20 protein-coding genes and 1 tRNA gene are annotated in these 26,624 nt (G+C 59.8%); 12 read left to right on the top strand and 9 right to left on the bottom strand.

The features are described from left to right. Window positions 1-229 precede the first annotated feature (229 nt). Window positions 230-1,333, bottom strand: a complete 1,104-nt coding sequence (locus tag GOB94_RS06400) for a LacI family DNA-binding transcriptional regulator (protein ID WP_182278014.1) — start codon at window positions 1,331-1,333, stop codon at window positions 230-232. 184 nt (window positions 1,334-1,517) lie between these two features. Here GOB94_RS06400 and GOB94_RS06395 point away from each other — a divergent pair, with 184 nt between their 5' ends. After that, the gene (locus tag GOB94_RS06395; protein ID WP_182278013.1) at window positions 1,518-2,450 is read left to right on the top strand and encodes an aldo/keto reductase; all 933 of its coding nucleotides are present in this window, start codon (window positions 1,518-1,520) and stop codon (window positions 2,448-2,450) included. Window positions 2,451-2,747: 297 nt separating this feature from the next. On the opposite strand, the gene GOB94_RS06390 is transcribed toward GOB94_RS06395, so the two are convergent. Then, complete coding sequence (locus GOB94_RS06390; protein WP_182278012.1) at window positions 2,748-3,704, bottom strand: carbohydrate kinase family protein; 957 nt, start codon at window positions 3,702-3,704, stop codon at window positions 2,748-2,750. A gap of 116 nt (window positions 3,705-3,820) precedes the next feature. Between GOB94_RS06390 and GOB94_RS06385 the strand changes: the two genes are divergently transcribed. The 3 genes from GOB94_RS06385 to agaR all read left to right on the top strand — a co-directional run bounded on the left by GOB94_RS06385 (window position 3,821) and on the right by agaR (window position 7,227). Further along, window positions 3,821-5,002 (top strand): SIS domain-containing protein, encoded by a 1,182-nt coding sequence (locus GOB94_RS06385; RefSeq protein WP_182278011.1) that lies wholly within the window; start codon window positions 3,821-3,823, stop codon window positions 5,000-5,002. A gap of 15 nt (window positions 5,003-5,017) precedes the next feature. Beyond that, on the top strand, window positions 5,018-6,286 hold the full coding sequence (locus tag GOB94_RS06380) for a D-tagatose-bisphosphate aldolase, class II, non-catalytic subunit (protein ID WP_182278010.1): 1,269 nt from the start codon (window positions 5,018-5,020) through the stop codon (window positions 6,284-6,286). A 179-nt stretch (window positions 6,287-6,465) separates the two neighbouring features. Then, a complete protein-coding gene (gene agaR, locus GOB94_RS06375; RefSeq protein ID WP_182278474.1) occupies window positions 6,466-7,227 on the top strand; it encodes a transcriptional repressor AgaR in 762 nt (253 codons plus the stop codon). 5 nt (window positions 7,228-7,232) lie between these two features. Here the strand turns inward: agaR and GOB94_RS06370 are convergent, their stop codons facing one another. Next, window positions 7,233-9,236: an enterotoxin gene (locus tag GOB94_RS06370; protein WP_182278009.1), complete on the bottom strand. Its 2,004-nt coding sequence runs from the start codon at window positions 9,234-9,236 to the stop codon at window positions 7,233-7,235. A 173-nt stretch (window positions 9,237-9,409) separates the two neighbouring features. Between GOB94_RS06370 and GOB94_RS06365 the strand changes: the two genes are divergently transcribed. From GOB94_RS06365 to GOB94_RS06350, 5 genes are all read left to right on the top strand, one after another. Beyond that, on the top strand, window positions 9,410-10,480 hold the full coding sequence (locus GOB94_RS06365; protein ID WP_182278008.1) for an amidohydrolase family protein: 1,071 nt from the start codon (window positions 9,410-9,412) through the stop codon (window positions 10,478-10,480). Between the two features lie 67 nt (window positions 10,481-10,547). Further along, a complete protein-coding gene (locus GOB94_RS06360) occupies window positions 10,548-12,368 on the top strand; it encodes an MFS transporter (RefSeq protein ID WP_255484288.1) in 1,821 nt (606 codons plus the stop codon). Window positions 12,369-12,567: 199 nt separating this feature from the next. Further along, window positions 12,568-13,503 carry a 2-oxoacid:acceptor oxidoreductase family protein gene (locus GOB94_RS16820; protein ID WP_255484287.1) on the top strand — a complete coding sequence of 312 codons (936 nt, stop codon included), beginning with the start codon at window positions 12,568-12,570 and terminating at the stop codon, window positions 13,501-13,503. Beyond that, window positions 13,452-14,417: a hypothetical protein gene (locus GOB94_RS16815; protein ID WP_255484286.1), complete on the top strand. Its 966-nt coding sequence runs from the start codon at window positions 13,452-13,454 to the stop codon at window positions 14,415-14,417. The genes GOB94_RS16820 and GOB94_RS16815 overlap by 52 nt, the downstream gene beginning before the upstream one ends. Next, window positions 14,417-15,463, top strand: coding sequence for a 2-oxoacid:ferredoxin oxidoreductase subunit beta (locus GOB94_RS06350; protein ID WP_182278006.1), 1,047 nt, complete (start codon window positions 14,417-14,419; stop codon window positions 15,461-15,463). Before GOB94_RS16815 ends, GOB94_RS06350 begins: the two co-directional genes overlap by 1 nt. A 195-nt stretch (window positions 15,464-15,658) precedes the next feature. Here the strand turns inward: GOB94_RS06350 and GOB94_RS06345 are convergent, their stop codons facing one another. The 4 genes from GOB94_RS06345 to GOB94_RS06330 form a co-directional block, all read right to left on the bottom strand. Further along, complete coding sequence (locus GOB94_RS06345; protein ID WP_182278005.1) at window positions 15,659-17,320, bottom strand: hypothetical protein; 1,662 nt, start codon at window positions 17,318-17,320, stop codon at window positions 15,659-15,661. Window positions 17,321-17,390: 70 nt separating this feature from the next. Beyond that, complete coding sequence (locus GOB94_RS06340) at window positions 17,391-19,190, bottom strand: hypothetical protein (protein ID WP_182278004.1); 1,800 nt, start codon at window positions 19,188-19,190, stop codon at window positions 17,391-17,393. A gap of 63 nt (window positions 19,191-19,253) precedes the next feature. Beyond that, complete coding sequence (locus GOB94_RS06335) at window positions 19,254-21,077, bottom strand: tyrosinase family protein (RefSeq protein ID WP_182278003.1); 1,824 nt, start codon at window positions 21,075-21,077, stop codon at window positions 19,254-19,256. Between the two features lie 740 nt (window positions 21,078-21,817). Continuing rightward, window positions 21,818-21,892, bottom strand: a tRNA-Val gene (locus tag GOB94_RS06330). 305 nt (window positions 21,893-22,197) lie between these two features. On the opposite strand from GOB94_RS06330, the gene GOB94_RS06325 reads away from it, so the two are divergent. The 3 genes from GOB94_RS06325 (at window position 22,198) to GOB94_RS06315 (ending at window position 24,516) form a co-directional block, all read left to right on the top strand. Continuing rightward, a complete protein-coding gene (locus tag GOB94_RS06325) occupies window positions 22,198-23,049 on the top strand; it encodes a sigma-70 family RNA polymerase sigma factor (protein WP_255484285.1) in 852 nt (283 codons plus the stop codon). A gap of 56 nt (window positions 23,050-23,105) precedes the next feature. Next, window positions 23,106-23,642: a hypothetical protein gene (locus tag GOB94_RS06320; RefSeq protein WP_255484284.1), complete on the top strand. Its 537-nt coding sequence runs from the start codon at window positions 23,106-23,108 to the stop codon at window positions 23,640-23,642. 208 nt (window positions 23,643-23,850) lie between these two features. Next, a complete protein-coding gene (locus GOB94_RS06315; protein ID WP_182278002.1) occupies window positions 23,851-24,516 on the top strand; it encodes a DUF3106 domain-containing protein in 666 nt (221 codons plus the stop codon). A 26-nt stretch (window positions 24,517-24,542) separates the two neighbouring features. On the opposite strand, the gene GOB94_RS06310 is transcribed toward GOB94_RS06315, so the two are convergent. Continuing rightward, the gene (locus GOB94_RS06310) at window positions 24,543-25,457 is read right to left on the bottom strand and encodes a proline dehydrogenase family protein (protein ID WP_182278001.1); all 915 of its coding nucleotides are present in this window, start codon (window positions 25,455-25,457) and stop codon (window positions 24,543-24,545) included. A gap of 64 nt (window positions 25,458-25,521) precedes the next feature. Continuing rightward, window positions 25,522-26,346, bottom strand: a complete 825-nt coding sequence (locus tag GOB94_RS06305) for a dolichyl-phosphate beta-glucosyltransferase (RefSeq protein ID WP_182278000.1) — start codon at window positions 26,344-26,346, stop codon at window positions 25,522-25,524. Window positions 26,347-26,624: the final 278 nt, after the last annotated feature.

Raw genomic sequence — 26,624 nt, 5'->3', positions numbered from 1 at the left:
GCTTTGCGGAAATCCTGTTGGTACGCTCGCGCCTGCGGCGCTTGCTACGGCAACAGCGTTCACGCAGAGGGCGCAGTGTAGAAGCCCGCAAAGGACGCAATGGAAAACAGGCAATGGCAAAGGCGGGGGGTCTCCGTTGCGCATCGCGATAAGACGGCGATACTCCGGTCGAGATGACGACTCTGTGCCGACGAAGAAACTGGCCTGCTTCTACTGCCCTACTTCTATTTTAGAAAGCTGTGCCAGAGAAAATGTTTTTGCTTTTCGGAGGTTTATGGCTTTGCTTTGAGGGTTTGCGGCGTGTGGCAGGCGCTTTATGGGTTGACAGGGTTGTGGAGGCGCGCTCCACAAGTTTGGGCTGCAGGGTGATGCGGCGATGTTCGGGTGAGGCGTTGTCGGCGACGATTTCGAGGATGAGTTTTGCGACGCGGGTGCCGATCTCGCTGCTGCGCTGGTCGATGCTGGAGAGCGGGACGCGGATGGCGTCGTCGTAGTGGAGGTTGCCGCAGCCAATGAGAGCGACCTGATCGGGGATGCGGACGCCGCGTTCGGCGGCGGCGGTTTCTACGCCGATGGCGATGACGTCGTTGAAGCAGAAGATGCCGTCGGGTGGGTGGGGCAGGTCCCAGAGTTGGTTGAAGGCGGCTATGCCGTGGGTTTTGCCGCCGACGTCGGCGCTGAGGGCGGCGACGAGGTACTCGGGCCGTAGAGGGCGGTTGTGCTTCTGGAGCGTGTCGGCGAAGCCCTTGTAGCGGCGGGCGCCTGCGCTGTTCTGCGTGCCGCGGATGTGGGCGATGCGTTTGCAGCCGATGGCGAGGAGATGCTCTGCGGCGAGCTTGCCGGCGGTGTAGTCGTCGGCGCCGACGAAGTGGGAGGAGAAGCCGGGGAAGCTGCGGTCGACGAGGATGAGTGGGGTGTCGCCGGATTGTGTCTGAGCGAGCATCCCGGAGTCCGGCTGGCAGGAGGCGACGACGAGGGCGTCGAGGCGGTGGGCGAGGACGTGCTCGATCTCCTGCTGTTCGAGGGTGGGGTCTTCCTCGGAGGAGCAGAGGACGAGGAAGTAGCCGTGCTCTCGGAGGGCGAGCGAGAGGCCGCGGGCGATGTCGGCGAAGAAGGGGTGCAGGAGGTCGGGGACGATGAGGCCGACGAGCGACGAGCGGCCGGTGACGAGCGAGCGGGCGGCGAGGTTGGGGCGGTAGTTGAGCTCCTTGACCTTGGCTTCGACGCGCTCGCGGGTGGCGCGGCTGATGTCGGGGTGCCCACGGAGAGCTTTGGAGACGGTGACGAGCGAGACGCCCAGCGCACGCGCGATGTCCTTCATCTTTGCTGCCATGGTCGCACTATACAGAAGTATGGGGTTGGAAAGGCAAAAGCAAAGGCAACAGCGCTCCCGCAAAGGGCGCGAAGTGAGCCAAGTTTCGCCACGGCGGTTGAGGTGGACCTGTCGCTGAGAAAAGGGAATTGACGTGGATTTACTTTAGCGCTTACTGTAGCGAGGGTGGAGGACCTATAAAGCGATGGAATATCGGCTACTGGGGCGGACGGGGATTGAGGTTTCGACGATTGGATTTGGCGCGGCGCCGCTGGGCGATGTGTATGGTCACGTGGATGCCGGTGAGGCGATGGCGGCGGTGCAGGAGGCGATCGACAGCGGGATTACGCTGTTCGATGTTTCGCCGTACTACGGCAGGACGCTGGCGGAGAGCCGGCTGGGTGAGGCACTGGTGGGTCGTCGTGAGAAGGTGGTGCTGGCGACGAAGTGCGGACGGTATGGGGTGGATGAGTTCGACTTTTCAGCAGAGCGGATTACGGCGAGCTGTGAGGAGTCGCTGAAGAGGCTGAGGACGGACTACCTGGATGTGCTGCAGGCGCATGATGTAGAGTTCGGCGATGCGGACCAGATTGTGGAGGAGACGATCCCGGCGCTGCGGCGGCTGCAGGAGCAGGGCAAGGCGCGGGCGATTGGGATTACAGGGCTGAACCTGAAGAACCTGCGTGCGATTGCGAGCAGAGCAAAAGTCGATTGCATGATCAGCTACTGCCGGTGCAACCTGATGGTTGACGATCTTGATGATGTGCTGATGCCGTTTGCGAAAGAGCAGGGGATCGGGATCATCAACGCGTCGCCGCTGCATATGGGCGTGCTGACAGAGCATGGTGTGCCGGAGTGGCACCCGGCGCCGATGGAGATTCGCGAGGCGGGACGGCGCGTGGTGGAGCTGTGCAAGGCGCATGGCGTGAGCGCGCCGCTGGTGGGGCTGCGGTTCTGCCTGGAGCATCCGTATGTGTCGAGCACGCTGGTGGGGATGGCATCGCGGGAGCTGGTGCAGGCCAACCTGAAGGCGTTGAGCTTCAGGATTGACCCGGTGCTGCTGGCGGAGATCGAGACGACTGTGGCGCCGGTACACAACCGGATCTGGCCGTCGGGGCGGGTGGAGAATCAGGGCTGATGGCCTTCGTGCGGTTTTCCTAAGTGTGGAGAGATGACAGAGTTGTGGTTGTAGGGGCCGGGGCTGAAGCCCCTTTTTAGGGGGCGTTGGTTTCAGGGGCCTGCAGGCCCCTGCTCCCTCCGATGGTACGCTCGCGCCTTCGGCGCATTGCTGCGGGAAAAGCGGCACGCAGATGGCGCAGTGTAGAAGCGCGCAGAGGGCGCAAGGTAAAACAAGCAGCGGAGAAATGGCGGACTTTTGGGGTGGCCGAAGAGTTTTAGGCAAAGCTGGTCGTGGCGGTTGGAGTCGAGCTGCTGTCTAAAGGTGTTCTGCGAGGAACTTTTGCCGCAACCCGGAGTCGGCGTGTGCGGCGATGCCGCCGGGGCGCAGGGTGGAGAGCGCGCCGGTGATGTTGCCAAAGGCCGCGGCACGCAGAGGGTCGCCGCCGTTGAGCCAGGCGTGCAGGAAGCCGGCGTTGAAGCTGTCGCCGGCGCCGATGGTGTCGATGGGCTGGACGGAGACGGGGGCGACCCAGTCGCGGTTGCCGTCGCGCTGCACGACTGCTCCGCGTGGACCGCACTTGACGACGATCAGTGGGATGCGAGGGGCGAGCTTGTCCAATGCCAGCTCGAGGGAGTCCGCATCGGCGATTTGGAGGAGCTCGTCCTCGTTGGGGAGCAGGATGTCGATCTTGTCGAGGAGGAGGTCGAGGACGCCACGCCATTGGCCGGAGGGGGCGTCGTTGGTGTCGAGCGAGAGAGTGAGGCCGGCGGCGCGGAGCGTGTCGAAGAGGCGCGGTAGCCCGGCGTGAAGGCCCGTTTGCAGGAAGAGCGAAGAGAGGTGAAAATGGCGCGCGGAGGTGAGATAGCCGAGATCGAGATCGTCGACTGTGAGTTCCGACATGACGCCGGGGTAGGTGAGGATGTGGCGGCGGCGGCCGTGGGGCAGCAGTACCGTGACGCCGGTGGTTGTGCCGAGTTTGCGGCGGAAATGGGAGAGGTCGAGTCCCGTTGGTAATAGGTAGTCGTTGGCGATGGAGCCGAAGGCATCGTCGCCAACCTCCGAGAGGAAGGCCGTGCGCGAGCCGAGGATAGCAAGGTTGTGCGCGAGGATTGCAGAGGAGCCGCCGAGCGTGGTAGTAAAGCCAGTGCCGAGGAGCTCGCGCTCGACCGGCATGTCTTCGGGCAGGCCGTAGAGGATGAGGTCGAGGTTTGTCTCGCCGGCGAGGGCGATGTCGAAGCGCCGATGTGGTTGTTGGGTTATGACTTTGCTCATGACGAATCGTTTTTATTGATCTTGTGGGTCTTGCGTGGTTCGAGTTATTATTACTTATCTTTAGTTTCGATTTGTGTTGATTTTAGCGTATCCTGTTTCTACGAGGTTTGCATAACGTGACGGCTCTTTCCAGTTTTATCGATCTGCCCACTGAGCAGAAGCAGGCGCGGGGTCTGGTGTTTACGCCGGCTGAGATTGCTCAACAGCCGGATACATGGCTGATGACACTGCGTATCTTTGAACAACATCGGGAGCGGATCGCTGCCTTTCTGGAGGCTGTTGGCGTGCGGGACTCCGTGGAGCAACGGCCGACGGTGATGCTGATTGGAGCGGGAACCTCCGACTACGTTGCGCAGGCGTTGACGTTTGTTTTGCGGCAGCAGTGGGGTTGCGAGGTGATGGCGGTGGCCAGCACAGACCTGCTGCCGAATATGGAAGCGTACCTGGTTCCGGGGCGCCGGTATCTGTGGATCTCCTTTTCGCGGTCGGGGGATTCGCCGGAGGGCGTTGCCGTTCTGGAGCGGGCGCTTTCACTGTATCCGAGTGTGGCGCATGTGGTGGTGACGTGCAATGCGAAGGCGCGTATGGCGGAGCTTTGCGAAGGTGTGGAGCGCGCCTGCGTGGTGGTGCTGGATGATGCGGTGAACGATCGCAGCCTGGCGATGACGAGCTCGTTTACGAACATGATCGTGATGGGGCAGTGCCTGGCGCATGTCTGGAGCCTGGACGAGTATAAGCCGGTGTTGCATGAGCTGGCGGATGCTGGACGTAAGTTGCTGTTGAGCGCGTCGAAGGTGGCGGAGTCGGCAGCGGCGGGCGGGTTTGGACGGATCTGTTTTATCGGTGGTGGTGCGTTGATTAGTGTGGCGAAGGAGTCCGCGCTGAAGGTGCTGGAGATGACCGCGGGGCAGGTGAAGACGATGTCCGAGACCGTGCTGGGGCTGCGGCATGGGCCGATGGCGGCGCTGGATGCGGGGACGCTGTTTGTGTGCTTTGTCTCTACCGATCCTCGACAGGCGCAGTATGCGAAGGACCTGCTGCAGGAGATCGGCGCGAAGCAAGTGGTGGCCGAGCGCGTCGCCGTGGGGCCGCGTGCGCTTGAGGCGGAGGTCGCGCCGCAGTGCGAACGCTATCTTGCGCTGGAGGTTGGCGTCGCTGATGTGTATCGACCTGCGCTGGATGTGATCTTTGGTCAGCTGCTGGGGCTGTACTGCTCGGTGGCGCATGGGATGCAGCCGGATTCGCCAAGCCCGGGTGGCGTGATCCATCGCGTGGTGCAGAAGTTCCGCATCTACTAGTGCGAAGGGAGGCGTATGTCGAAGGCACTTCAGCAGCATCTTGCGAGGCGGAAGCAGGGCGTGGCGGCCGGGATCTATTCGGTGTGCTCGGCGCATCCGTGGGTGATTCGGGCGGCGGCAGAGCAGGCTGTTGAGGATGGCTCGTTGCTGCTGGTGGAGGCGACGAGCAACCAGGTGAACCAGTTTGGCGGCTATACCGGGATGCGGCCCGCGGCGTTTCGCGATTTTGTACTGGAGATTGTGAAGACGGCAGGGCTTGAGCCCGCGAAGCTGGTGTTGGGTGGCGATCATCTTGGGCCGAATCCCTGGCGGAAGCAGCCTGCCGTCGAGGCGATGGCCCTTGCTGAGACGATGGTCGCGGAGTATGTTGCTGCCGGGTTTACGAAGATCCATCTGGATGCCAGCATGGCTTGCGGGGATGATGCGACGCATCCTTCGGATGAAGTGGTGGCGCAGCGGGCTGCCCGGTTGTGCGTGGCGGCTGAGGCGGCGCGGGGTGCGGGCGATGCTCCCGTGTATGTGATTGGTACCGAGGTACCTGTGCCCGGTGGAGCGACGCATGCGGTGCATGAACTGCCAGCCACTTCGACGGCGGCGGCAGAGCACACACTTGCGGTACATAAGTGGGTGTTCGAGGAGCAGTTGTCAGGGGTGTGGGAACGAGTGATCGCGTTGGTGGTGCAGCCGGGCGTGGAGTTCGATCATGATGCCGTGGTGGACTACGATGCAGCGAAGGCGTCGGAGCTGGTTGGGTGGTTGCAGGCGCTGCCGGAGGCGATTGTGTTCGAGGCGCACTCCACGGACTATCAACGGCCGCAGGCGTATGTAGAGCTGGTGCGGGATGGCTTCGCGATTCTGAAGGTGGGGCCGGCACTTACGTTTGCTATGCGTGAGGCTCTGGAGGCGCTGGAGGATATCGAATCGCAGCTGGCGGGCGACAGCCGTTCCGGACTGAGCGCCGCGATTGAAGAGACGATGCTGCGCGAGCCTGCAGAGTGGCTGCCTTACTACGCAAGCCCGGCCGCGGAGCAGAAGCTGCTGAGGAGGTATAGCTACAGCGACCGCGTCCGCTATTACTGGGGGCGTCCTGAGATTGCCGCCGCCGTGGAGCGTTTGGTGGCGAACCTGGCTGAGGTCAATATCCGAGAGAGCATGTTGAGCCGGTACCTGCCGTTGCAGTATGTACGGCTGCGCGCCGGGCGGATCAGTGGCGATTCTGTGTCGCTGATTGTTGACCACGTGCGCGACGTGCTGCGAGAGTATGCGGCGGCCTGCCGGGCCTGATCTGTCCACGCGCCGGGTTATTGTTTCCTTTCGAACGGACTTTCCAATTGCAATCAGGTAAGCTGCCCTGTACTCTGCGTTGAGCAGTGCGGAGGCGTGTCGTAACCGGTATGAAGGGAACAGGAACCACTCAGAAAAAGAGCGTAGCAGCCAAGGCAGCAACTGGACGCGGCGCGCAGATGTTGATCGAAGAGCGGAGACAGTACATTGTCGGCCTCGCGCAGAAGCATGGGCGCGTGCTGGTGGACGAACTCTCCGAGTCGCTTGGAATCTCGCGCATTACGATCCGCAAAGACCTTGATTATCTGCAAGCACGAGGTGTGTTGCAACGCACGCATGGCGGTGCATTGCTGCCGGGAAACGGCGCACTGTCAGACCCTTCGCTGCAGGAGAAGGAGGGCCGCCACTCGCAGGAGAAGCTGCGCATTGCGGCGGCGGCGGTTGGACTGGTGCAGGAAGGGCAGTGCGTTCTGCTGGACTCCGGCACGACTACGACGGCGATTGCCCGTGCGCTGAAGCGGTTTTCGCGGCTGACGATTATCACCAATGCAGTGAATATTGCGGGCGAGCTTTCAGGCACTGACTTTGAGGTGCTGCTGACGGGCGGCTCCCTGCGCCAGAACTCGTTTTCTCTGGTGGGGCCGCTGGCTGAAGATATGCTGCATGACATGCACGCAGACATTTTGTTTCTGGGTGTCGATGGATTCGATCTTGAGGTTGGTCTGACGACGCCGAATGTGATGGAGTCGCGTGTGAACCGTGCGATGGTGAAGGCTTCGACGACGGTGGTCGCGGTGTGCGACTCGACCAAGTTCAACCGCCGAAGCCTGTCGAAGATCGTGGATGCAGGCGCGATCCACCATGTGATTACAGACAGCAACCTGCCGCACGCGACCGCCGAAGCTCTGCGTGCGATGAACATCAAGCTAACGCTTGTGTAGCGGGTTCAGCGCTTCGGTGTGGCTTCGATGGTTAGTACCTGGAACGGAGCGAGTTTGATTTCCAGAGGCTCGCCGCTAACCAGTTTGTGTGTTGTTCCGGGCTGCCAGTCTTCGCCGGCACCCCATACAGCATGGGCGATGTAGTGTGTTGGGGCGTGGGTGGGGAGTTGGAAGGCAGTCGCGGCGTCGATGGTATAGGTCTGCGGTTGTTGCGAGGGGTTGCGCAGGGTGAGGATGCCGAGCTTCGGGCTCCATGCGGCCCAGCCGTAGACCTGCAGTTTGTCGGGGTCGCCGCCAACCCAGTGCGTGTCCTTGAGCGTTGAAGAGTGCTCGCGGCTCCAGCGCGCGGCGTCGGCGAGGGTGTCCCAGTTGGCAGGGGTGAGGAGCGAGGGCGTGATGTACATCTCCTGCAGTTGCGTGCCGCCGCCGAAGTAGGAGTGCACCTCGTCGGCGAAGTCGTTGTTGGGATCGGTGGAGAGGCCTTTCGCCTGCTTGGCGTAGATAAGGCCGTGCAGCATGAGCGAGTTCAGCGGGTACAGCGGACCGCGCTGGACGATGTTCTTGTAGGTCTGGGCGTCGCGATAGGTGATCCAGCGCTGGCGCTGGCTGCCGACGCCGGAGAAGTTGCTGTCCGCGCCGCCGCGCCAGATGGAGTCTGCGTAGAAGAGCCAGAAGGGAGATGCGGTGGTTCCGGTGGTGAGGTTGACGAAGAGCTGAGGCTCTTCCTTGCGCAGGCGTTCGATGAGGTGGATGGCGGCGTCAAAGTCGCTGTCGAAGGCGCTGCCGGGAAAGACGCGGTCGGCGTTGCCGGTGCCGTCGAATTTGAACTGATTGACGTGGTATTTGTCGATCATGTTGAGGCAGGTTTGCTGGAAGCGGTCATAGTATTTGGGGCCGGAGAGTGCGTAGCCGTTGTTGAGGATCTCGTAGCCGTGTGCGCGGCCGTAGGCGATGCGCTCCTTTTTCTGCTCCGCGTAGCCGCCCCAGGGTGAGAGCCATACGCCGATGCCGGCGTGGTATTTTGCGGCCGCTTCGCCGGTTTTGGTGAAGCCATCCGGGAAGCCGGGGTTGAAGCCCCAGAGCGTGTTTGGGTCGTCCCAGCCGTCGTCGAAGAGGTAGGAGTCAAGCTTGACGTGGCGCTTGATGACGAGCTCCTGGCCGAAGGCGTTCACACGATCGAGCGCACCTTTCTCGTCGAAGCGGTTCTCATAGCCGAGGTCGAACCAAGAGTTGTAGTGCAGGAACGGCTCGTAGGGGCGCGGACGTTCGGCTTCGATGTAGCTGAGGAAGCCGCGGCGCAGCTGGCCGAGTTGCGTGGTCCCGAGAACCGCGGAGTAGGTGATGGACTGGCCGGTGCGCAGAGGGAGGTCGCGGAAGATGGAGGCGGTTGCGTCGTCGCCGCTGACCTTGCTGATGGAGAGTGGGTGCTCGAGGCCGAAGAACATGTTGGCATCGACGATGGGCGAGCCTTTGACGGTGCCGTCGACACGCGCGCCGCTGTCGGTGAAGTCGAGCAGGCGGACTTCGGTGATGGGCAGGTCGGCGCCTGTGGCTGAGATAGTGAGCAGGGAGCGGACGTAGTCGGTGTGCGGCCGGGCGATGAGGCACCAGTCGAGCTTTGCGTGCTGGGCTGCGGCGTCGAAGCTCCAGCAGGATTTGTCCTCCGCGACGGTGAGGTGTTGGTTGCCGCTTAGGGCGCGATGCGGGTCGATGACGCTCTGGGTATCTGCGATGCGGGTTGCGTGCAGTGCTGAGGAGCGCAGCTCGGTGTGGTCCTTCAAAACCAGTACGAACGCTTCCGGGAGCTCTAGCTCGCGGTTCGAGATGGTGTCGTGCAGGTGGATGCCTTTGAATTGCCCGGCCTGCATATCGACATGTAGGGTGAGAGGTCCGGTGTGGACTGTGGTTTCGTTCTGGCGGGCTGAACCTTGCGCCGAGGCGGAGGCTGGAACCATGAGGCCGAAGGCGAAGAGGGACGCTGCCATACACACAATCGAAAGACGGGACATCGTGGAGGACCTCAATCAGAGGAAATGTCGAACAATAAAATAATAAAACGAAATATATGGATATGAGGTTCTATTTCGTTTTATTCTGCAACCTGTAACGGCGTGCCTGCAATGCTGAGCCCTTCTTATGATGGCTTAGAAAGATGTGTGCGCCACGAGCGAGGGGACAGAAGATGTCGCAGGAGACCGAACAGGACAAATTTATCGCCATGGTGACAGCCAAGGCCAACGTGACGCTGCCAATCAGCGAGTTTCACCCGGTGAGCATGCTGCACTCGGCACAGCACCCGGTGCTGACGCCGCGGTTTCCGGTGATCGATTACCACAACCACCTGGATGCGCAGGAGCCGGCAGAGGTGTTGAAGGTGATGGACGCGTGCGGGATTGAGCACTGTGTGAACATCACGATGATGGTGGGCGATGCCGCGCTGGCGCAGATCGAACGCTATCGCGTGGCGGATGCGAAGCGCTTCTCCACGATTGGCTGGATGGATTGGACAGGTGCCGATTCGGCTGACTTTGCGGGCTTTGTGCGGCTGAGCATCGAGCGGCTGGAGCGGCTTGTTGCACATGGCATCGTGGGGTTCAAGTTCTGGAAGGACCTTGGCCTGAAGGTGCGCGACGCGAGCGGAGAGCTGATCCGCGTGGACGATGAACGGCTGGCGCCGATCTTTGAGCGCTGCGGCGAATTAGGGATTCCGGTGATGGTGCATATCGGCGATCCGGAGGCGTTTTTTCTGCCGATTGACGCGAACAACGAGCGGTATGAAGAGCTGGCAGCGCACCCGGACTGGGGTTTTTATGGGGCGCAGTACAGCAAGGACGAGCTGCTGCAACAGCGCGACCGCGTGTTCCGGCGGCATCCGAAGACGACCTTTGTGGGCGCGCATATTGCGGAAAACAGTGAGGACCTGGAGCGGGTTTCGGCGATGCTGGATGCCTGCCCGAATGTTGTGGTCGACATCAGCGCGCGGGCTTCGGAGCTGGGACGGCAGCCGTACTCGGCGCGCAAGTTCTTCCTGCGTTTTGCGGATCGAATTCTGTTTGGCGCTGACCTGGTGCCGCAGGTCGAGATGTATCGTCTCTACTACCGGTTCCTGGAGACGGCGGATGAGTACTTTGAGTATCCGACGCATGCCTCGGGGCAGGGACGGTGGATGATCTATGGGCTTGACTTGCCGGAGGATGTGCTGCGCAAGGTGTACCGAGAGAATGCTCTGCGGCTTCTATCTGATCGTTCGTGAGGTTGAACGCTCATTTTTAGAATGAAAATGAAGCCCAATCAACCAAAACAGGGAGTTCGTGTAGATAATGTCCTCTATGACTGAAGCGAGTTTTGCTGCTCCCGACGCCTCCTCCCGCAGCCGGTACAACCTGTTGTTGTTATGTGTCGCCGGCCTGGGCGGCCTGCTGTATGGCGTGGATGTGGGCATCATCGGCGGCGCACTGCCGTATCTGCAGGCGACCTCGCACTTCGATGCCGGGCAGCTCTCGACGATTGTGGCCGCGGTGCTGCTGGGCAGTGTGATCTCCACGATCTTTGCGGGACTGTTTGCCGACTGGCTTGGCCGCAAGCCGATGATGGTGCTGAGCGGGCTGGTGTTTGTGGTGAGCATTCCGCTGATTGCGCTGTCGCATAGCTATGAAGCGCTGCTGACGGGGCGTCTGCTGCAGGGGATCAGCGGTGGGTTTATCGGTGTGCTGGTACCGCTGTATCTTGCGGAGTGCCTGGTCTCCAACACGCGCGGCAAGGGGACTGGCGTGTTTCAGTGGCTGCTGACGTTTGGGATTATGGCGGCTGCGCTGATCGGCATGTACTACAGCTACCAGGTGCAGGCCGCGGCGGCGACAGGCAATGCGCAGGACCTGTTCAATGTGCAGAACGGCGCGTGGCGGCACATCTTCTGGCTCTCGCTGCCGCCGGGGATATTGTTTGCGGTTGGCAGCCTGTTTGTCGCGGAGTCGCCGCGCTGGCTGTATCGCCGTGGCAAGCGTGACAAGGCGCTGGCGGCATTGCTGCGTTCACGCAGCACGGAAGCTGCATATCTGGAGCTTGCGGAGATGGCCGCCGTGGCGACGCAGCCGGATGCTGTGAAGAAGGCCTCAGGCAGCCTACTGCGGCGCAAGTATGTTGTTCCGTTTGTGCTGGCGTGTGTGATTCTTGCGTGCAATACGGCGACTGGCATCAACTCGATCATTGGGTACAACACGAGCATCCTGCTGCAGAGCGGGCTTTCTGATGTGGGCGCGCACTGGGGCTATGTGCTGTTTACGGCGGTGAACTTTATGCTGACGATCGTCGGGATGATGTTTGTCGACCGGCTCGGCAGGCGCGTTCTACTGGTCGTTGGGACTTGCGGCGTGATGGTCTCGCTGATCGTTACGGCACTGCTCTTCCGGCAGACTGAGCGCAACACGCTGGAGGTTGGCAACGCCGTGCAGACGCTGGTGACACAGGGCGATGACCTGACGATGAAGTTCGATTCGTCGGAGGCTGCGAAGCTGCTTTCGGCAAGCGGTTACAACGACGATGGCGGCCTGGCGGCGCATGCTTCGCTGGCGGTCATCTACTCCTACGGCGGCTTTACGGGGGCGACAACGTATGTGCGTTCGGACGATCCGGCGGCGCTGCCGATCCACATCACGCGGCAGGATTCGATCCCTGCGAATGCGGTGGAGGCGTTTTTCAAGAACCCGTTTGCTGACCTGAATGCAGCCCGCACGGCTCCGCTGCATATCGAGCGGGCGCGGATCGGGATGATTCCGCAGGCAGCACATGGATGGCTGGTTGCGCTGGCGCTGTTTGCGTTTATTGCGTTCTACGCAGCCGGGCCGGGAGTTTGTGTGTGGCTTGCGCTCTCGGAGTTGATGCCGACGCGCATCCGCTCGGTGGGCATGAGCGTTGCGCTGGTGCTGAACCAGCTGGTCTCCACGACGTTGGCGGTGGTGTTTCTGCCGATCGTGAGCAAGTACGGCTACGCGAAGATGTTCTACCTGTTTGCCGGATTCACGCTGGTGTATCTAATTACGGCGGCGCTCTTTCTGCCGGAGACGAAGGGCAAGACGCTGGAAGAGGTGGAGCAGTACTTCGAAGGGCACGGGTGGGCCGCGCCCGCCTCCACGACTGAGTAGCTGCAAGGATTTGGATCGCGAAAGGCCTCCGCTTGCTGGTGCGGGGGCCTTTTTGTCTATGCACTAACCGGTTATCGAGCAGGCACTGCCGGAGGTGTGCAGGCAGGTCTACAATTCCGGCGGCGAGATGTGCCGCTGTGTTTGCGATGTGAAACCAACGGCGCCGAGAGATCGGATGGAGAGGGGAATCCTTTGTTCCATGGCAACCAGTGATCTTGTTGTACCGGCCCAGTCGTCATCGAGTGATTTCAAGAGTCCCACAAGCATCGTCAATGATTTTTCGATCCAGATAGCTACGGTTAATGGCTCCGGTTCGCAGTCGGCGAACAACGTGCTGCTGCGCAGCATCTTCCGCATGGGGGTGCCTGTCTCGGGCAAGAACCTGTTCCCTTCGAATATCGCGGGGTTGCCTACCTGGTACACGATCCGCGCGAGCAAAGATGGCTGGGTGGCGCGCAAGGCGAGCATCGACATCCTGATCGCGATGAACCCGGAGACGGCACAGGAGGACGTGCGCACGCTGCCCGCAGACGCTGCTGTGATCTATGACGAAGCCATCGTGCTGAACGAGCTGCGGCATGATCTTACGTTCTACGCCGTTCCTTTCGACAAGCTGGCTGTGGAGACCGGTGCCGAGCCGAAGGTCCGCAAGCTCATCAAGAACATGGTGTATGTCGGCGTTGCCGCACAGTTGCTTTCGATTGATATGGGGAGCGTGGAGGCGATGGTTGGTAAGCAGTTTGCCAAGAAGGCGAAGGCCGCGGAGCTGAACCTGCGTGCTGTGCAGGTGGGCTTCCGGTTTGCGACGGAGAACCTTACGAAGTGCGATCCGTATCGTGTTGAGGCGATGAATGCCACGGCGGGGAAGATCATCATCGACGGCAACGCCGCCGCTGCAATGGGGGCGATGTTTGCCGGTGTTACGGTTGTGTCGTGGTATCCGATTACGCCGTCGTCGTCGGTGGTGGAGCAGCTGATTGGCTACATGAAGAAGCATCGCGTGGAGCCGGATGGGAAGGCTACCTTCGCGATCGTGCAGGCGGAGGATGAGCTTGCCGCGATTGGCATGGTGCTGGGCGCGGGGTGGGCTGGGGCGAGGTCGATGACGGCGTCTTCGGGCCGGGGATTTCGCTGATGGCGGAGTTTGCGGGGCTGGGGTATTACGCCGAGTTGCCGGGCGTGATCTTCGATATTCAGCGCACGGGGCCTTCGACCGGACTGCCAACGCGCACGTGCCAGGGCGACCTCACGTTTGTTGCAGGGCTCTCGCACGGTGACACGAAGCATGTGATGCTGCTGCCTGCGACGGTGAAGGAGTGCTTCGAGTTTGGCGTTGCAGCCTTCGATCTCGCTGAACAGTTGCAGACGCCGGTGTTTCTGCTGTCGGACCTTGATATCGGCATGAACAACTGGATGTCGGAGCCGTTTGAGTATCCGGCGAAACCGATGCAGCGCGGCAAGGTGCTGACCGCGCTGCAGCTGGATGAGCTTGGCGGTTTTGCGCGCTACAAGGATGTGGATGGCGATGCGATTCCGTACCGAACACTGCCTGGGACGGACCATCCGCTTGCTGCGTACTTTACGCGTGGCAGCGGGCACAACGAGAAAGCTCAGTACACAGAGCGTCCGGATGATTATGTGAACAACATGCGTCGCCTGGCCCGCAAGTTCGAGACCGCGAAGCTGCTGGTGCCAGCGCCTGTGCATGAAGGCACACGCCGCGAGCGTGTCGGTATTCTCGCATTTGGTTCGAGCCACTTTGCTGTGATTGAAAGCCGCGACCAGCTTCAGCGTGAAAGCGGTCTCGCCACCGATTACCTGCGATTGCGCGCGTATCCGTTTACGCAGGATGTGGAGGACTTCATTGCGCAGCATGACGTGGTGTATGTGGTGGAGCAGAACCGTGATGCCCAGATGCTGCAGCTACTGAAGATTGACCTTGAGCCCGAGCTCATCACGCGCCTGCGTTCGGTGACACACTTCAATGGGCTGCCGCTCGATGCGCGCAGTGTTACCGATGCCATCGCCATCCTGGAAGGAGCCCGCTAATGTCTACCGCACCGATTGCTCCCAAAGCTGTGAAGACCAATCGCATTGGCCTGCAGGTGCTCGACTACCGCGGCGGCAAGACCACGCTGTGCGCGGGCTGTGGCCACAATGCCATCTCCGAGCGCATTCTCGAAGCGTTCTTCGAGATGGGCATTGAGCCGGAGCGCGTGATGAAGATGAGCGGCATCGGCTGCTCGTCCAAATCGCCGGCGTACTTCATGTCGAGGTCGTTCAGCTTCAACTCCGTGCATGGGCGAATGCCTTCGGTTGCGACGGGTGCTCTGCTTGCGAACAAGACGATGCGCTCGCTGGGTGTGAGCGGTGATGGCGATACGGCGTCCATTGGTGTTGGGCAGTTTGTGCACCTGTTGCGGCGCAATGTTCCGATGATCTACATCGTCGAGGACAATGGCGTATATGGGCTGACCAAGGGACAGTTTTCAGCCACCGCGGATGTTGGCTCCACGCTGAAGACCGGCGTTGTGAACGAGCTGCCGCCGATCGATATCTGCGCGCTGGCAATCCAGCTGGGCGCGACGTTTGTTGGGCGCTCGTTTTCCGGCGACAAGAAACAGCTCTCCGCGATGCTGAAGGCCGCGATTGCGCACCGGGGAACGGTGCTGCTCGATGTCATCTCACCTTGCGTGACGTTCAACGATCACGAGGGCTCGACGAAGAGCTACAAGTACATGCAGGAGCATGATGACGAGGTTTGCGAGGTAGACTTCGTTCCCGTATTCGAGGAGATTGCGGTGGAGTATGACCATAACACTACTGTCGACGTTGCTCTGCACGATGGCTCGCACCTGCGGCTTCGCAAGCTGCACGAAGACTATGTGCCATCCAGCAAAGCACAGGCGCTGAACCTGCTGATGGAAGGCCACGAGAGCGGAGAGATTCTTACCGGGGTCTTCTACATCGACACGCAGAAGCAAGATTTTACGACGCTGCTCAACCTGGTCGATGAGCCGCTGGCTACGCTCCCGGTGGAACGCGTGCGTCCGGGGCCGGAGACGCTGTCCGCGTTGATGCAGTCTTATTCCTGAGGCACCCCCCGCATAGTCTCTACTTCGGCACAAACGCCATAACCAGCCTCTAGGATAAAGCTGCGATGCGACATGGATATTTGCGATACGGCAGTCATGCGATGGACACTTTGCACTGACGCCCCGTCGTACCGAAAACAGGTGGCGGCGGAGAGTAGGTTGACTCGCTGACTGCTGCTGGAGGTATGGTCCGGATTATTTGTATTGAGGTCCTGAGGCTTTGAGCATGCGGAGAGCTTGCGCTGCCCTGGAGGACGGCATTTGGGCACTGCTGAACAGGAAAGAGTAGTCGGAGGCATAGTTGGTGAATGACGAGAGCAGAGGTTCGTCCATCCTCTTTTGCCTGCTACCGCTAGGGAGTTCCGGTCTGCGCAGGAGTGCATGCACTTGATTGGTGTGGCTATTTGCAGAGGATGTACTGGCAATCGGAGCGTAGATATGACATCCCAAACAAGTGTTCGTGTTCTGCATATACGTTTCAAGAGTGGTGTTGGCCACAATCTCCGCGTCCGGATTCGGTTGAGGATTGCCTAGGGGTAGCGGGGTTGGGCTTGCTGGTGAAATGGGCGTCGGGTTTTGAGCCCAAAGCACATCGACTAGCTCATAGTTTTTGAAAACTGAGTTGGGGTTTGCGCTGGCAATGAGCCCTTGAGCCCATGAATTGATCGCGACAATGTTATCCGTAGTGCTGCTGCTGAGTGGGTTCTGGCGTACGACCTGAATGGGACTGCTGTATGGATCGCTTGGGTATGAGGGGAAATAAGGACTGCTCGGACTGTATCCAGCGATCTGTGCATTTTGGGCACATTGATAGTGGTCCGTCTGCGGATTGCAGGCGGCGTTATAGAAGGTGTACCACGACAGCAGTTTCTTGTTGCTGATGTCGGTTATGCTCGGCGCGTTGTTGACATGCTCAAAGGTGGCCCAGATGAGTTGAGGGCTGTGGGGGGTTTTGTGGATGATGTGCAACCCAACCAATCCGACGGTGACGAGCTTAGGAGTTGTAGTCCCCGGGTAGATCACCATCGCTTTTGAAGTTTTGTAATACGGCCACTTTGCTGGATCGTCGAGTTCCAACCAGGAAGCTTTCAGCTCGATCGAACCCGTAGAACCCTGGGCCGTGCCGTCGGGCAGGTTGATACCAGGCTTCTGAACGAACTTCTGTTGGGTTACAGCGTTGTAGAGGCCGTGTGAATCGATGTAGGAGAACTCGTCCTTGTTGACGCGAATCTCATAAAGTGCCATGATGCCAGACTGTGCGGTCAACCATCCGCTTTGGCCACATGGGCCGGACGCGCCGGCCTGGGCGCACTGTGTGAGCTTCACCTGGGGATCATCGGCGTCTTTGGATGTTGCGGACAATAGTTTCGGGTGACCGCCAGCCGGACTGACCGCTGAGCTCAACTGGGCAGCAGACAGCGATCGGAATTTTGCAGGCACAGGCTCACTCTGACTGCACCAGGCAGTGGGCGCAGCTGCGCCTGGAAGGAAGATCTCAGTGTCCTGCTTGTAGAGTTCCCACACCTTCGGCGTGCTGTCGAGTGGCGTGCCGAAGGTCGAACCCTGAGCTGAGGTATCGGCGCTGCAGTTGCTCACATTGCCAGCCCAGTTCAACGCGATGAACTCTTGCCATGCGAAGCAGTTCGCGTTGGCCTGGGAGTTGTTAGGAGTCATGTCAACGGGGACGGTGGGGCTCAGAGCCGTATAGCTGGGACAAGGTGACTGCGTAGCGGCCGCAACTGCCTGTAGGACCTTCCAGGAATACTGTCCGCCGTTGCGGCTGGGTTGCAGCATGGCGATGCAAATGAATCCTGCTAGAAGAAACGAGAAAAATCCAACAATGTGCAGGCGTTTCATACCGGCTCCCCTTATCAAGAAAGACAATGGAAAAGAAGGTGGAGACCATGTTTGGGTCTCCACCTCATCATTACGAGACGAAGAGCATCGCCGGAGCGAACGGACCGGGCGCTTCCCCAGGGTTAGCGATGGCAATGTTGCGCAGACCGGTGGCGGCCATCTTCGAGACCGTGCCGGAAACGGACAGTAGCAGGAACGAGCTTGGATAGGAGTTTCCCGGGGCTGCATAGGTTACCGTGCCTAGGCTGACTGAGGTGAACTCAAAGTCTCCTCCCTCAACGGATACAGTGGGTAACGCGCTGCCTTGGGCAGCTGCGTCAAGACAGACGATCGCAGCTGTAAAAGTCTGTCCACGCTTCACCTGCATGGGGACGATCACCGTGTTGCTGGCGAGACTCATTTCCACACCTGTAGGGGTGTCGAATTGTTTCTGATAATAGGCATCCCAGAGGTTTTGATACATCATTTGGACAGGTTGGACAGTGTTCGTACTGGGATTGGCCACGCAAGGGTATGCACTGGCCTGTTGCGATGCTGGAATGGGACGCGCAAACAATGCGATGTGCATGGTCTGGGCGATCTGTCCGGCATAGGTAATGGCAGAGGTAGCACCCGGAGTGCGAATGGTGATGTCGCCAACCGTAAAGCTGACACCAGCTTCGATCCACGCGGCAGGCAACTGGAACGCTACGTGAAGGATGAAGTTGCCAGGGTAATCCGTCCCGGGATTCAGTGGGTCTTCGATCGTGGACTGACCTCGCACAATCTGCCAGCAGTCCGCAGCGGTGGCACCTGCGGGCAGGTTGGGATCGTCGGGCAACGCATACACAGAGAAATCTGGAGTTTGGATATACAGCCCAGCAGGATCTGCAAGCGCAACGATGCTCTGTGTAGGCGAAGTGTCTACAGCCTGGTTGACGCTCTGGCCAATCGTTGGATCGCTGTTCCGGTACTCCTGCCCATACTGGCTGCAGCAGATGAGCCCCTGCGAACTGACGTTCCCTTGTTTGCGCAATACAGTAGCAGCGCCGGCAAGACCCATCTCGGTTTGCAGCGTGTTCGGCGTGCTGGTCAGGTGCATCGCGCCGCCTGTCGGCGTCACACCATTACCGCGCGTGGAGATTGTGCCGGTGTTCCAGCGATTAAGCGGGTTGTATGCAGGGTTCCCAGTGGATGGATCGATGACCGGGTTGTTGCTCGCATCGTAGAGATAGAGGTCGCTCTCCTGCACAGAGACCATGTTGGGGCTGTTTGCAGGCAGGCCATAGTTGAGCGTGTCGGTGTAAATTTGGGCGACCGTCGACGGACTGACGCGCCAGAGCGAATACCAGTACTCTGGGTTCTCACAGACAAAATCTATACGGGTAATCTTGCCGGATTCATTGCGTGTCACACTCCACTCGCAGTACTCATCCAGCCAACCCCGTGGGCCATAGGGGCCATAGGCCTTTAGCGGGCTGTTCCAGTTTGCATTAGGACAGAGAACCGAAGGAATTTGCGGAAACGATGTCGGCGTCTTTCCATTTGCATAGGAGCCGAAATCCGCGAGTTGATACAGATCGTCCATCGGAAGATTGTTGGGATTGGGAGGAGTCTGGCCGGGAGCACAGTACTGCATCAGGCGGTTGGGGAACGGAATCCATGGGACTGCGGAGGCAAGCTGACCGACAGGCATGTTTGTTTCGGTGGGGTTGTAATACGAGGTTTGGTTGGAAGCATAAAGCGTGTTCCACGGATTGCCGAAGATGGCCTGCTGGGTGAAGGCTTGAACATTGTGGTTCCAAAGTGCGTTGAGCTTGTCTTGCAATTCGGGCTGGCCGGCAAGATCCTGGATGAAGGCTGGCGTCGAGAAACTGGCTAACTTTGGCATGAAAAAACTCCTTGATCAACTCAATAAGGGGAGGAAAAGACACCACCGCATTCGATGATGCAACTAGTGCTGCGCCGAACAACAAGGCATTCGTTCTGTATTTGCGCTGGGAGGTGAAGGGATAATCTGCTGCGCCTGCCCCAGCTTCACCCAGCTCAAGTGGCCAGTGAAGCCGGGAAGTGTCGCGAGTTCCGCAGCCGACACGAGAACTCCAGTAGTCAGGTCGGTCACTACAAGAGAGAGCACAGGCAATGGAGAGTCCGGCGTGATGCCGAGTGCCAAGGCCGTTGAGGTGACATCCATAAACCGACGAATACCTGTCTGGATACACCGCGAATTGCTGTCCGTCTGGCCCATGCTGATCCGGGTCATACGGCCGCAATAGTGAGAATTGGTGACTTCTGGCTTCTGCTGTCTGGGGTCGGTCTGATTCAGGAACACGTCCACCGCATAGCTGTTGAAGGTACAGCGAACACCGTCGAAGAGAACAAGCAGCTCCTCTGGCCGGGGCGCGGCCGCTACCAGGCCTCGTAGACCTGTTGCCGAGAGCCGCTTTGTGCTGACAGCTTGTGTCCCAAAGTCGGGATAGGCAGGAGGTCCAAAATCGAAGCCGAGTGCCCGGGAATCTTTTGCAAGATCGCCGATACAGGTGTACACAAACGTACGTGGATCAGTGAACTCCAACCGTTCCGCACGAGTCCCAGCAAATGGGCGGAGAGGAAAGAGCGGAGTCACGGTCATGGATGCAATGTGGCTGCGCAACCAAATTTCGAAGATGCGATCGATATTGCTGTGATAAGACCAGAACACGGGGTCGAATGCGGTGTAGGAGTTGTCCGCCATATCAGGACCAACCCAGCCGTGATAGTTGTCGTGCGGCTGCTCATACGCCCCGTCGAAATTGACATCCCGGTAGCGATATTCACTGTTCGGCGGCGGCGGGTTGAAACTCTGGATGTTCGCCCACGGGTCTCCATACCCTTGCGGGTAACTGAAGTTCTCAAATCCCAGAGCTTTCTGTACCTGCTGCTGGTACTGCAGTGTCAGCGCAATCTTGGCGGCACGCGCTTCTCGCCTGTCGTCCCCTGTCGTGTACAAAATGGGATCACGTTGAACGTATTTACACGAGGTTGGTGGCGGTGGTGTCATGCCAACGCAGGCCTTACTGCAGCCATCCTTGGCCGCTGCATAACGAAGTGGATTAGGGCGGAGTTCTCCGGTCTTGGGATGACGATACGTTTCGTCGCGAAAGGCTTGAGGAAGACCCGAGCTAGGGCTCCTCTCTATCGCCGCGTCTTGGGCATACCAATTCCAGTAGGGGACGGCGCAGCCGATACGTTGTTCAAAGGCCATCAGGTAAGCGCGATGCCACAGGAGGAATGCTTCCTGGTAGTGCAGACACCAGTTTCCGTGAATGGAAAAGAACACCTGCCCGGGCGCGTTCGAATCTGGATTGGCGACATCGAAGGCGCCGTCGACCCGCATACGGTAGTCATCCAGCTCGTCTGGGCTCAGAGAGGCAATGTCTCTCCGGATACGAACAGCAATTGGGCGCTCTATAGGAGGTCGAATGCGCTCTGCAGGATCGTACGGATCTGAATCAGACAGTCGCCAACCCTCATTGACCCATTTCCGGAATACTTCCAACGCCTCGTCAGGCCATTGCTGGGAGACATCCTGCGTCAGTGGCATCTCTCTCGTATGCAAATACTGAAAGATGAGGATGGACCATTGCCGCACGCTCTCATAGCTGTTGAGTTGGATAGCATAGCCGCTCATGCAGCCGAGCCACATATCTGCGACCTGCGTGCGCTTCGGCTCTGGCACCCAATATGGTGCGGCGAAGTAGGCCGCAATCGTTCCCTGCCACGTGACATTCCCGTTCATACTTCCTCATGTCGCGAGCGTTGTGGCAACAGGTCAAGACAAAACTGTCGACAACATCGCGAAACAACTTCTCAGGTGAAGAGGAAAGCGTGCCCTGAATTTAGCAGCACCGATACAACATCTACGGACTTGTGTTCTTGCTTGCAAACTTTATACATCACTCCAGTTGAAAAGCAATGAGAAAGAGAAATAAAAAGGTGATGCTGCATAGTATGAAGCGCCGATATAACGCACAGCTATGTTCAGCGTGCCTAGAAGCCAACGCTCCGATGAAGTCAATGTGATAGGCGAACCGGAAGCAGTCTCAAAAGTTCAGGTTGATGCATTGCCGAGGGGATCTTCGCAAGTGACTGGATGGCATGGAAGATGCCTCCATGGGCAAACACCCTGTTGACCCGTTTCTTGGAGCCTGCTGCAAAAAAGGCGAAGATCACGAAGCGCAGAGGCGCATTGGCTGGCATACTTCCGACACACCTACTCGGCACTCCTATCAGGGGAATGGCGAAGGTGTGAAGGTGGTGCAGGAACCTGATGCGCCATGCGAACTTCCAGACGACCATGAATGTCTACACGAGGGCAATCACGACGGCGAAGCGCGACGCACAGAGCCGGGTTGTAGATGTACTCATGAATCGCCCGGCGGCAGCGCAAGAAAGGAGCGAAAAGACCGCTGCATAGAACCAGCGTACTTTCGGCGTATCGCGTTCTTGCGCCAATTTTCTATAAGGTATCGATTTATTTGGTGGGCACAGCAGGATTCGAACCTACGACTTCCACCGTGTGAAGGTGGCACTCTACCGCTGAGTTATGCGCCCATCCGGCGGTTTCTTCCATCTGCTGGCAGGTGGCCGATCCCATGATCCGGGGCATTGGCCGACCGCGCATCCCACCTCACGGCTCCAACTGCTTCAAGGATACCACCCTTGCGCGCTGTGCGCCATCCAACCGGCAGCCTGCGGTATCCGTCTGCATTCGGTTGAGCGGCCGTTTCGCAGGCGGGTTATCAAGGTGCAAACAGGTACAATCTCGAAGAATGCCCACCTCTCGTAAACCCAGCGCGGAGAACAATCCCAAGCCCGGTAAGGGGCATCGGGATGACACTCCAGCCAGGACTGGAGAGGTGCCGTTCTCCGATAGCGTGAAGGAAGAGGGGTCGGTTGAAGTCTTTGTCGCTGAGGAGTATGCCGAAAGCGCTGAAAAAATAGAGGCTACCGCGCAACCTGACGGACAAGATGGGGTTCTTGACGACATGGGTACGCTGGCTCTCCATACCGGCGCTTTGGAGTATGAGGGACGGCCCTCGGCACTTCCGGCCAGACAGGCGGAACCCCCTGTCCCGGTAGACCTTACGCCGGAGCAGGTTGAAGCCCGCCGCCGGGCCGCTGCCCGGGGTGACTTCTCGCTACTGACCGATGCCGAGGTCATGCTGGAGCTACGCGCCGGCAACATGGCCGCTTTTGATGTCCTGTTGCAGAAGTACCGCAAGCCGATCGTGCACTTTATGTATCGCATGGTGCACAACCAGGCAGTGGCGGAAGAGCTTGCTCAGGAGGTCTTTCTCCGCGTATACCGTTCGCGGGAAACCTACAGGGCCGAGGCACGATTCAGCACCTGGCTGTACCGCATCGCGACCAACCTTGGCGTGAACCACGCTCGCGATACACGCCACGAACGCTCCGCCTCAACCGTCTATCTGGATGAGCCGGATGCGGAGACGGGCACCACGCCGGACGTCGCCGATGCGACGCCGTCGGCCGAGGCGAACATCCTGCGCCGGGAGCGCATGATGGCCATTCGCCAGCACGTGATGGCGCTCCCGGAGCGGCAGAAGACCGCCGTACTGATGCACAAGTACGAAGGCATGGACTACAAGCAGATCGGCGAGGTGTTGAAGCTCTCTGAATCTGCGACCAAGTCGCTTCTCTTCCGCGCGTATCAAACGCTGCGCGAGAAGCTCAAAGATTTCGTCTAGAGCTCTGTCAGGAACGTCTAGATAAGTGAAGCAACCACCCGGAGAGGGGGGAAGTGATGAAGACGATGACGAACACCACCGATTGCAAGGCATGCCGCACTCATATGCCGGATCTGCTGCTGGATGAGACGTTTCTCGCCGCGCATCCGGAGATGAAGGCGCACCTGGCAGCTTGTGCGGACTGCGCGAAGGAGCTCGACGAGCTGCGCGCGACCTTCGATCTGCTGGACACATGGACCGCGCCGGAGCCCTCAGCCTACTTCGATTCCAAGCTGCATGTCCGCCTCCGCGAGGCGGAGGCCGCGCACCCTGAGGGCTTCTGGGAGCGGACGCGCTCGTTCCTGCTCTTCAGCACGGGCCGTGGGCTGCGTCCTGCGCTTGCCGGCGCGTTGGCGTTTGCCATGCTGATCGGTGGCGGCAGCTTCGGGCTCTATCTTGAGCACCAGCCCTCGAACCAGCCGTCCGCTTCTTCCGCCACAGTGAACGACCTCAAGATTCTGGACAACAACGCGCAGGCGTTACAGCAGATGGACCAGTTGCTGGATGACTCCGGCTCCAGCGTGGACGATACCTCAACTCCTCCGACAACCTAGTCACAGCACTGTCAGCTGGGAGGATCATAGCGTCGGCAGACTGTCCTAAATTGGTGTCGTAACCAACCCCTGTGAGGCAAACTCTTCGCTATCATGGGGTAAACGTCTGAGACAAGAAGAGTAGAAACCGGGGCCCGCGGGCCACAGGGCTTTGTTCTGAGCTGCATCTTTCCGTCCCTTGTCGCCCGCCTGCCAGACCATGCACGTGATGATGCCAACCCGATTGTTCGCCGCCCTCAGTGTCATCGTCGCGCTGTGCCTTGCCGCACCGCAGGGTGCCGCTGGCCAGCGGATGCGCGCCCGTGCGTGGGCTGGACGGATGGCGCCGGTTGGCTACTATCAGCGAGGTGGCCAGCGGATGCAGCCGCGTATGGCAGCGCGGCAGCCGCGCCCTCCCGCTCAACAAAACCGCCGCTTCGGTCAGGGAATGGGTGCCAACCACCAGCCCGGCGCAAAGGGCGAGCACCTGGCCGAGTGGATGAACGCCCACAGGAACCTGACTCCCATGCAGCAGCAGCAGGCGCTGGGGAACGAGCCGGGTTTCCGCGACTTGCCCCAGCAGACGCAGCAGCGCTATCGGGAACGACTCGCGCAGTTGAACGCGATGGACCCAGCGCGTCGCGCCGAGATTCTGAAGCTGAACGAGCACATGGAAGGCCTGAGCCTGCAGCAGCGCGGACAGGTGCGCGGAGCCATGCAGCAGCTTGGCTCTTTGCCGCCGGATCAGAGGCACGTTGTGGCCCGCAGCTTCAACGAACTCCGCCGTCTGCCACCCGACCAGCGCGCCGGTGCGATGAGCCGCATCCCCTTGAACGACGCACAGCGTTCGGCACTGAACCACCTAATGACGGTCGAGCCCATGCTGCCGCAGTAACCCCACGAAACTCAACGAGCCGAAGTCTAGCTGCGGAAAAAGTTCTTCGCCAGGAAGATCACGTTCGCGGGCCGCTCGGCCAGCCTGCGCATAAAGTACGGGTACCACTCCGTCCCGAACGGCACATAGCAGCGCACGCCGAAGCCCTCGGCCATCAGCTTGCGCTGCAGGTCGCGGCGCACTCCATACAGCATCTGGAACTCGAACGCACTCTTCGCCACACCTTCTTTGGCAACAAACGCGCGCATCTGGTCGACGATGGCCTCATCATGCGTTGCGATACCGCAGAAGACGCCGCTCGTCACCAGCCGCTTCATCAGCGCGACATAGTTCGCATCGACGGCGCTCTTCTCAGGAAACGCAATCGTCGCGGGCTCCTTGTAAGCCCCCTTGCACAGCCGTATGCGAATCCCTTGCGACACTAGCCGCTCCACGTCAGCGGCCGTGCGGTGCAGATACGCCTGCAATACAGTCCCCACCGCCCCAGGGCACTTCGCATGGATGCGCTCCGTCATCGCGATGGTGGCTTCGGTGTACTCCGAGCCCTCCATGTCGATCCGCACAAAGCTCTTGATGTACGCGGCATGCTCCACGATATTGGCGACGATCGCCTCGGCGAAGGCCGGGTCCATCTCCATGCCCATCTGGGTCAGCTTCACGCTCACATTGGCGCGCAGTCCGCGCTCTGCAATGGCATCGAGTAGCTGATGATAGATCGCCGCGCTGTGCTCAACCTGGGCGCGCTCGGTCACGCTCTCGCCCAGCGAATCGAGGCTCACATCGATGCCCTCGCCGTTCAGCTTCACCGCCACGGCAACGGACTCTTCGACCGTCATTCCAGCGACGAACCGCCGCGAAACACGCTTACCCATCGCCGACTGCTCGGAGAAGGCACGAAAGGGCTTATTCGTTGAAAGCCCGATAAAGAACGAACGCAACATACATGCAACAGCTTATGTCATCCCCATCCTGTGCATTGTTGGGGGCAGCCGCTTACCGCGCCTTCTACCTCGCTTCGACGTGCTCCGCATGGTCGATCGACTCGATTCTGTCCACCTGCGGCGTCACCATACCGCTGGTGTCCTTCATCGCTGCAATCGCCTCGTCGTAGCGCCCGCGCAATGAGTTCGTCCGGATCTCCGCCATCTCGCCCAGCATCTTCATGCCGTCCTTCAGGTAGCTGATCCGGGTACGCTCATCGTGCCCCCACGTCACCGGCACCTCTTCAATGCGATAGCGCAGCCTGCGCGCGATGAACAGAATCTCCGGGTCAAATCCCCAGCCCTCGATCGTCTGCAGCCGGAAGATCGTCTGCGCCGCCTCACGCCGAAACGCCTTGAATCCGCACTGCGTATCGCGGTAGGGAAGCCCCATCACCTTGCGCGTCACCCAGTTGAAGCACCTGCCGAAGAACCGGCGGTACATCGGCTGGGTGATCGTCTGCTTCTGCTTCTCCAGCCAGCGCGACCCGATTGCGACATCCGCGCCGCTATCGATGGCGGCGACCAGGTGCTCGGCCTCTTCAATCGGGGCCGACAAGTCCGCGTCGGTAAACATCACGGTCTCGCCTGCAGCCTGCAACAGGCCGTTGCGGACGGAATATCCCTTGCCGCGGTTGCCGCAGTTCCGTACCAGGTGCAGCCGGTCGTGACGCTCCATCCACCGCCGCACAATCGTCACTGTATCGTCCACCGAACCATCGTCCACCACTAGGATCTCCGCATCCCAGCCTCGCTGCTGCACACACTCCAGCACCCGCCCCAGAGTGCTCTCAATGCGCGCGCTCTCGTTATATGCCGGAATCACAATACTTAGCCGCGGATGGGCCATAACTGCAGCAACCTCAAAAACGCTCTACGCACTCCGCTCCTGCCAGCCACATCTGCCGGCGGTCATAGCCATAGGACTTCTGCGGGTGAGCCGCCCTAAGAATACGCTAACTGTTACAGACGATGACAGCCCATTTAAGCCGCAAAACATTTTCCCTGACCGCTTTCCGGTACGCGTCGGTATCGAAGCTCTCACACTTTCTGCCAACTTCTCCATTTGGGACTACCCCAGACGCCCCTAAGAGGATTATTGTGAGAGAGGTAACGACATAGCCGCAC

The organism is Granulicella sp. 5B5, assembly GCF_014083945.1.
Lineage (GTDB): Bacteria > Acidobacteriota > Terriglobia > Terriglobales > Acidobacteriaceae > Granulicella.
Note: the sequence above shows the minus strand (reverse complement) of the source record. Positions and strands in the feature narration are given on the sequence as shown.

Coding starts and splice junctions, on each gene's coding strand:
- GOB94_RS06400 (WP_182278014.1), bottom strand. CDS start 1,333: ATGGCAGCAAAGATGAAGGACATCGCGCGTGCGCTGGGCGTCTCGCTC.
- agaR (WP_182278474.1), top strand. CDS start 6,466: ATGTTGATCGAAGAGCGGAGACAGTACATTGTCGGCCTCGCGCAGAAG.
- GOB94_RS06350 (WP_182278006.1), top strand. CDS start 14,417: ATGTCTACCGCACCGATTGCTCCCAAAGCTGTGAAGACCAATCGCATT.
- GOB94_RS06315 (WP_182278002.1), top strand. CDS start 23,851: ATGATGCCAACCCGATTGTTCGCCGCCCTCAGTGTCATCGTCGCGCTG.
- GOB94_RS06320 (WP_255484284.1), top strand. CDS start 23,106: ATGAAGACGATGACGAACACCACCGATTGCAAGGCATGCCGCACTCAT.
- GOB94_RS16820 (WP_255484287.1), top strand. CDS start 12,568: ATGGCAACCAGTGATCTTGTTGTACCGGCCCAGTCGTCATCGAGTGAT.
- GOB94_RS06370 (WP_182278009.1), bottom strand. CDS start 9,236: ATGTCCCGTCTTTCGATTGTGTGTATGGCAGCGTCCCTCTTCGCCTTC.
- GOB94_RS06345 (WP_182278005.1), bottom strand. CDS start 17,320: ATGAAACGCCTGCACATTGTTGGATTTTTCTCGTTTCTTCTAGCAGGA.
- GOB94_RS06395 (WP_182278013.1), top strand. CDS start 1,518: ATGGAATATCGGCTACTGGGGCGGACGGGGATTGAGGTTTCGACGATT.
- GOB94_RS06365 (WP_182278008.1), top strand. CDS start 9,410: ATGTCGCAGGAGACCGAACAGGACAAATTTATCGCCATGGTGACAGCC.
- GOB94_RS06380 (WP_182278010.1), top strand. CDS start 5,018: ATGTCGAAGGCACTTCAGCAGCATCTTGCGAGGCGGAAGCAGGGCGTG.
- GOB94_RS06310 (WP_182278001.1), bottom strand. CDS start 25,457: ATGTTGCGTTCGTTCTTTATCGGGCTTTCAACGAATAAGCCCTTTCGT.
- GOB94_RS06360 (WP_255484288.1), top strand. CDS start 10,548: ATGTCCTCTATGACTGAAGCGAGTTTTGCTGCTCCCGACGCCTCCTCC.
- GOB94_RS06305 (WP_182278000.1), bottom strand. CDS start 26,346: ATGGCCCATCCGCGGCTAAGTATTGTGATTCCGGCATATAACGAGAGC.
- GOB94_RS06340 (WP_182278004.1), bottom strand. CDS start 19,190: ATGCCAAAGTTAGCCAGTTTCTCGACGCCAGCCTTCATCCAGGATCTT.
- GOB94_RS06335 (WP_182278003.1), bottom strand. CDS start 21,077: ATGAACGGGAATGTCACGTGGCAGGGAACGATTGCGGCCTACTTCGCC.
- GOB94_RS06390 (WP_182278012.1), bottom strand. CDS start 3,704: ATGAGCAAAGTCATAACCCAACAACCACATCGGCGCTTCGACATCGCC.